Annotated in this window: 7 protein-coding genes; 4 read left to right on the top strand and 3 right to left on the bottom strand. The window is 39.1% G+C overall.

Annotated features, from left to right (window positions below; all coding sequences use genetic code 11):
- Positions 1 to 36: 36 nt before the first annotated feature.
- The 3 genes from HCX62_RS13860 to HCX62_RS13870 form a co-directional block, all read right to left on the bottom strand.
- Positions 37 to 717 carry an ABC transporter ATP-binding protein gene (locus HCX62_RS13860; protein WP_003722398.1) on the bottom strand — a complete coding sequence of 227 codons (681 nt, stop codon included), beginning with the start codon at positions 715 to 717 and terminating at the stop codon, positions 37 to 39.
- The gene (locus HCX62_RS13865) at positions 717 to 1,820 is read right to left on the bottom strand and encodes an ABC transporter permease (protein WP_008948626.1); all 1,104 of its coding nucleotides are present in this window, start codon (positions 1,818 to 1,820) and stop codon (positions 717 to 719) included. Before HCX62_RS13865 ends, HCX62_RS13860 begins: the two co-directional genes overlap by 1 nt.
- A 138-nt stretch (positions 1,821 to 1,958) precedes the next feature.
- The gene (locus HCX62_RS13870; protein WP_185639486.1) at positions 1,959 to 3,125 is read right to left on the bottom strand and encodes a MalY/PatB family protein; all 1,167 of its coding nucleotides are present in this window, start codon (positions 3,123 to 3,125) and stop codon (positions 1,959 to 1,961) included.
- A gap of 153 nt (positions 3,126 to 3,278) precedes the next feature.
- Between HCX62_RS13870 and yugI the strand changes: the two genes are divergently transcribed.
- The 4 genes from yugI (at position 3,279) to HCX62_RS13890 (ending at position 6,504) form a co-directional block, all read left to right on the top strand.
- Complete coding sequence (gene yugI / locus HCX62_RS13875) at positions 3,279 to 3,632, top strand: S1 domain-containing post-transcriptional regulator GSP13 (RefSeq protein WP_185392254.1); 354 nt, start codon at positions 3,279 to 3,281, stop codon at positions 3,630 to 3,632.
- A 148-nt stretch (positions 3,633 to 3,780) separates the two neighbouring features.
- A complete protein-coding gene (locus HCX62_RS13880) occupies positions 3,781 to 4,188 on the top strand; it encodes an NUDIX hydrolase (protein ID WP_185639487.1) in 408 nt (135 codons plus the stop codon).
- A gap of 101 nt (positions 4,189 to 4,289) precedes the next feature.
- Positions 4,290 to 5,642 carry a glucose-6-phosphate isomerase gene (locus tag HCX62_RS13885; RefSeq protein WP_185639488.1) on the top strand — a complete coding sequence of 451 codons (1,353 nt, stop codon included), beginning with the start codon at positions 4,290 to 4,292 and terminating at the stop codon, positions 5,640 to 5,642.
- A gap of 103 nt (positions 5,643 to 5,745) precedes the next feature.
- On the top strand, positions 5,746 to 6,504 hold the full coding sequence (locus HCX62_RS13890; RefSeq protein WP_185639489.1) for a DeoR/GlpR family DNA-binding transcription regulator: 759 nt from the start codon (positions 5,746 to 5,748) through the stop codon (positions 6,502 to 6,504).
- Positions 6,505 to 6,788 lie beyond the last annotated feature (284 nt).

The raw sequence follows: 6,788 nt of genomic DNA on the forward strand, positions 1-6,788 counted from the left end.
AAAAAACCTGTGTGGCACTTAAGCCACGCAGGTTTTTTAGCTTTCTTGGGTAAGAATCCCGTCTTCCATGCGATACACATGGTTAACTAAATCTAGCATACGTTCATCATGCGTTACCATAATCGCAGTTCGACTTGTTTGCACAACCTCATTGCGGATAAGCTCGACAACTTCACGACTTCTTTCAGTATCAAGACTCGCAGTTGGTTCATCGGCTAAAATAACGGAAGGTTGATTAATAAGCGCGCGCGCAATAGCGACACGTTGCTTTTGACCGCCAGACAAATCTTTTGGATAGAAATTTGCGCGATCACTAATGCCGAGCTGGCTTAGAAGTGACGCCGTATCTTTTTCAAGTTCCGCCGCGCTTTTCCCGGCCATTTTTCCAATAAAGCTGATTTGATCTTTCACATGTAGATAAGGAACCAGATGAGCTGCTTGGAAAATAAAGCCGATTTCTTCTAAACGTAGCGCTGTTTGTTCTTTGGAAGATAAATTACCGACTGATTTGCCGTTAATGGAAATCGTTCCGCCAGTTGGTGTTAAAAGTGCTCCAGCCAGAGAAAGGAGCGTACTTTTACCAGAACCACTCGGACCAACAATCGCAATCAGTTCGCCTTTTTTCGCTTCGAAATTGGTTTCCTTCAGTGCATGAATAATTGAAGGGCCGGACGGGTAATCTTTATACACTTTCTCAAAAGATAGTAGAGTTTCCATTATTCATCACCTCCTCGAATAGCATCTAGTGCGTCTACTTTAGCGATTCGTCTAAGTGATAGAAGTGCGCCAAATAGGGCAACTAGGAAGAACAAGCCACTATAAAGTGCAATCGTCATCGGACTTAATCTAAATGGCATCGCTGCTGGCATAATGCTCGGTAAAATCAGCGTTACACCGACACTAATTAAAATACTAATAATCGAAATAATCACGACTTGGGTAATAATACTTTTCACTAAGTAACTTGTTTTCGTACCCAGTGCTTTTAAAATACCAAATTGGGTTGTTTTTTGGAGCGTCATTACATAGAAGAAAGCCGTTAAAATAAATCCGCCGATAATGATTAGGAAGAAAATCATCATATTAAGCGTCATTTGCTCTGCAGAATATCCAGGGATTTGATTTAAAAAGGCCTTATGATCAATTGTCGTTAAATCTTTATCCGAAAGGGTTACGCCTTTATCAGGATCGTCTGTTTTAATCGCAATGGTACTTGTTTGCGGGATTTTTTGGTGATATAAAACAGGATTGATTTCTTGCCAAGTGGCGATATTAATATAAACAACGGGAGCATGGCTGTACTTTTGATTTTCCGTAAAGCCGACAACAGTTAATTCTCTATTTAAAATATCGTCCATTAAAACATCGCCAATTTTGATTCCGTCTGATTTCAAGGAAGAATCAACAACGATTTCGTCAGGTTTTGTCACTTGTATGTTAGCTCCATCAGAAATTTTTGGAGCGAGAAAGCTATCTGGTTGAATACCGAAAAGTGCAACGCTAAATTTTTTGCTGTCACTTTCCCGTTTTAAAGTTTGCATCGATTGTCCAAGCACCGCAGCATCCTTCACGTTCGCGTCTTTTTTCACGTCAGCGAGTTTGGATTCTGGGAACTGTGATCTCGATAATTTGTCTTGGGCGTCTTTGCTGAGAACATAATATGGAACCCCGTTATCTGCGACAGATGAAGCATTATCATAAGCAAGGCCATTTGCCAGCCCAGATAAAATAAGCGATAGTAACATAATTAAGACCATGATGCCTGTTACTAAAATATAGCGCAACTTAGAATAAACTAATTCACGAAGCCCTAAAAACATCGGTTATACCAACTCCTTTAAATTTATGTAAACGGAAAATGCACATTATTTCACTTTCCAAAGAATAGTATACCAAAGCTATATTCAATTTCCTAAAGAAAGAAACTAAGTAATTGCTACTTAGTTTCTTCAAATTAGTTATTTTTTTAAGCCTTGAATCAGAAGTTTCACGGCTTTTTCTAAAGTTTCTTTTGGACAAGCGATGTTGAAACGGACAAAACCTTTACCAGAATGACCGAAACCAGAACCCATTTGAACACCAACGCCAGCTTCGATTAAATCAGCGTAAATCGTTTTTTCGTCTTTGGGAAGTGCGCGGCAATCAAGCCACATCAAGTAAGTCGCTTCTAAATCCGTCACGCCAACTTCTGGTACTTCTTTTTCAAGTTCCGCTTTTACATATTCATAGTTGCTGTAAATATATTCTTTCAGTTCTTTTAACCAAGCCGCACCGTGACGATAAGCCGCTTCTGTACCAACAATCCCAAAGACATTAAGCCCATTAGTCGTGGCGTACTTTTGCTCCGCGGCGAATCTTGTTTGGTACTCTTTATTCGTAATAATATAGTAGGAAGCTTTAATTGCCGCCAAATTAAATGTTTTCGTAGCAGCCATCAAAGTAATAATTTGATCTTGATAAAATGGTGCTGCAACCATAATTGGTACATGTTTATGATTTTTCATCACTAAATCAGCGTGAATCTCATCCGAAACAATCGGAATTTGGTATTTCTCGCATAGTTTTGCCAGTTCCACGAGTTCCTCTTTTGTGAAACAGCGACCACCAGGATTTTGCGGATTACATAGAAGGAACAATTTGACATTTTCTTCTTTGATACGCTTTTCCAAATCAGTAAAATCCATCCGATACTGATGATTTTCGTATTTTAGCGGTGACATAACAACTTTTCGCTCGGTAGCTTTTGTTACATTGAAAAATGGCGGATAAATTGGCGAAACCATTAAAACCGCATCACCTTCTTTTGTTAAAGAACGAATGGCTAAGGAAATAGTCGGGACAACCGCCCCGTTAAAAAACAGCGTGCTCGGATCAATTTCAAACTGGTGCTGCTCTTTATTCCAGTCAATAACAGCTTCAACAAGTGCTTCTGACTTCGTGGAATAACCAAAAATCCCATGATCGATTTGACGCTGAAACGCATCAAGTACAGGCTGCGGCGCACGGAAATCCATATCCGCTACCCACATTGGAATAATATCTTTTCTACCAAATAATTCTTCTGCCCCATCCCACTTTTCTGAATTAGTTCCAATACGCGGAATGACTTCATCAAATTGACTCAAATATGTCACGCTCCTTATCTTTAATTCGCCTCAATTATAGCACAAATTCCAGCTCGAAAGCTCACTATAGAAGGATTTAGAATAATTGTTAAAGTTTCGCCTAAGTGTTATAATTTATAAAATATTGTAAGGTTGAAAGTAGGAGGAATGAAGATGAGTACATTCAAAGTAGGAGATGTAGTTTCTGGGAAAATTGCAGGAATTCAAAGCTACGGAGCATTTGTAGCACTAGATAATTCAACACAAGGCTTAGTTCATATTTCAGAAATCACGCATGGTTTCGTCAAAGATATCCATGATTTTCTAGAAGTAGGACAAGAAGTCAAAGTGAAAATTCTAGATATCGACGAAGAAAAAAATAAAATCAGTCTTTCTATCAGAGCGACAGAAGAAGCACCAAAAGAACAACCAGCTAAAAAGAAACCAGTTTCATCTAGTGAAAACGACGAAGGATTTAATACTTTACGTGACAAACTAGAAGAATGGATTAAAAAAGCAGATAAATAAAACCCTGTATCAGCCTGTTATCAAGCCCTTTCCAGGGGTAGATAAGCAGGCTGATAAATTTAATTGACTAAAATTTTAGAAAAAGGGAATAGTTAGAAGTAATTTTCTATTTATTCAATAATATAAATTAGTCAAAAGGGGGATTTACGTGAAAAGATCTATTCATGTGCAGGCATTTGTATATAACGAGAAGAAAGACGAGATACTAGTGGTGAGGGATCGCAACCTGGCTTGGGCTTTTCCGGGAGGGCATGTGGAAACAGATCAAACGATGGAAGAAGCACTCGCAAGCAAAGTAAAAGAGCAGACAAATATCAATATAGAAATAGAGTCTATCTTGCACTGCAAAGAACGGCGTGCTACATGGGAGCACGTCTGCACATTCGTTTTCCGAGCAAAGCCAATTGGCGACACAATGCTCGCTTCAAACAATGATAATGCTTTCCGAGTAAAGTGGGTACCCATTCCGCTTGCAGATGATCTATTAGCTGTAGACCAATTATCATTAAACGAACTAGTCCGAAGCGAGGGAGTCTTATATGAAAACTATACCTAATATTCAAAAAGGCTCAAATTTCACAAGGTCAAGCCTTGCTAAAAAGCACTGTTTGATATAAAGTTAGTAAAGAAACTTTTTTAAAATTTGGAGGGAAAATAATGACACATATTAAATTTGATTATTCCAAAGCGCTCCGTTTTTTTGAAGAACGCGAACTTGATTATCTTGAACCAGCAGTAAAAGCAGCTCATGATGCATTACATAACGGTACAGGTGCTGGGAACGATGCGCTTGGTTGGATTAACTTACCAACAGATTACGACAAAGAAGAATTTGCTCGTATCAAAAAAGCAACAGAAAAAATCCATAGCGATTCAGAAGTTCTAATCGTTATCGGTATCGGCGGTTCTTACCTAGGAGCACGCGCAGCAATCGAAACTTTAAATCATTCCTTCTATAATGTACTTGAAAAAGGTGCGCGTAAAACACCTCAAGTATTCTTTGCGGGAAATAGCATTAGTTCTTCCTACTTACATGACCTTATTGAAGTAGTTGGCGACCGCGACTTCTCTGTTAACGTTATTTCTAAATCAGGAACAACAACAGAACCAGCAATCGCTTTCCGTGTTTTCAAAGAACTTTTAATCAAAAAATATGGCGAAGAAGGCGCGAAAAAACGCATTTACGCTACAACTGATAAAGCAAAAGGCGCTCTAAAAACATTATCCGACAACGAAGGCTACGAAACATTTGTTGTTCCAGATGATGTTGGTGGACGTTTCTCCGTTTTAACTGCAGTAGGTTTACTTCCAATCGCAGTTAGCGGCGTTGACATTGATGCTCTAATGAACGGAGCAGCAGCAGCAAGCAAAGATTTCGACAAACCAGAACTTAAAAACAACATTGCATACCAATATGCAGCAGCTCGTAACGTTCTTTACCGTAAAGGCAAAGTAACAGAACTTCTAATCAGCTATGAACCAGGCTTGCAATACTTCAACGAGTGGTGGAAACAATTATTCGGCGAAAGTGAAGGTAAAGACAAAAAAGGTATTTACCCATCCAGCGCTAACTTCTCTACAGACTTGCACTCCATCGGTCAATATATCCAAGACGGACGTCGCAACCTTTTTGAAACAGTTGTTAAAGTGGACAAACCACGCCACAATTTAACTATCAATAAAGAAGACGTAGATTTAGATGGATTAAATTACCTAGCTGGCGAAACAGTTGATTTCGTTAATACAAAAGCATTCGAAGGAACTCTTTTAGCGCATACAGACGGCGAAGTTCCAAACTTTGTTGTAGAAGTACCAGAACTAGACGCTTACACATTCGGCTACCTAGTATACTTCTTTGAAAAAGCTGTAGCAATCAGCGGTTACCTAAATGGCGTAAATCCATTTGACCAACCAGGCGTAGAAGCATACAAAGCTAATATGTTCGCATTACTTGGCAAACCCGGCTTCGAAGACAAAAAAGCAGAACTAGAAAAACGCTTAAACAATTAATTTTCATTTCCAAACCTTGGGGCCAATCGCTCCAAGGTTTTTTGTTTGTTTGCGATTTTCTTCCATTGGAGTTACCATATAGTTAAACAAAGGAGGGCAAGAAATGCTATCTATCGAACGAAAACGCGCCATCGTCCAATATGTCAAAAGCCGAAAAATAGCAACCGTCAGCGAACTAGCCAAACATTTTGAAGTCCATGAAGCAACCATTCGCCGCGATTTAACCTCTTTAGAAAAAGACAAAAAACTAAAAAGAACCCATGGCGGAGTTATGATAGAAGAAAAAGTAGTTTCCGAACCCAACTGGAAAAAACGAAGTGAAGTGCGCTACGAAGAAAAGCAACGCATCGCCACATTAGCAGCCACAATGGTCAAAGATGGCGATACAATCATCCTTGACGCCGGAACAACAACCGGCCACATCGCAACAGCACTAAAAGATCGTTCCAAGCTAACCGTCATAACAAACGATATCAACGTAGCTTCCATTATGCGCTTCTCCCCGTCCAAAGTAATCGTGACAGGTGGCGTCATCTACCCAGAAACATTCATCCTTAATGGCATGATAACAAGCGGAACATTGCAAAGCATTCACGTACATAAAGCATTCGTAACCACACCAGCACTCGATATCGACAAAGGCCTAATGCACTACGATGAATACTTAATCCCAGCCAAACAACAAATGCTCCACTCAGCCGATGAAGTCATCCTAGTAACAGATCACACTAAATTCGGCCGCATCTCCCTGTACAAATACGCAGACCTAGACGAAATCTCTTCCATCATCACCGGAAAAGAAATAGATCCAATCCTAAAAGAACAGTTTGAAGAAAAAGGAATGCAAATTTATACAACATAATGTTTTAAAAGCGCCATTTAATCACCAATTTATGCACGTAATTCATCTTTTTTCATCTTTATTAAAAAAACTTTGTAAAAAGTATTGACGAAATGCAAAAATCTTGGTATATTTATAAACGTTGCTGATGCGGACAAAACGCTTTCGTAACAAAAGAAACTGACCTTTGAAAACTGAACAAAGAAGAAGACGAAAAGCAATGAGACGTAAAGTCTCACTGGTAATCGCAGGGCAGAAAACAGAAAGCTGTTTTCAACAAAACAAACTAGTAATTTAATTGCTAG

The organism is Listeria swaminathanii, assembly GCF_014229645.1.
Taxonomy (GTDB): domain Bacteria; phylum Bacillota; class Bacilli; order Lactobacillales; family Listeriaceae; genus Listeria; species Listeria swaminathanii.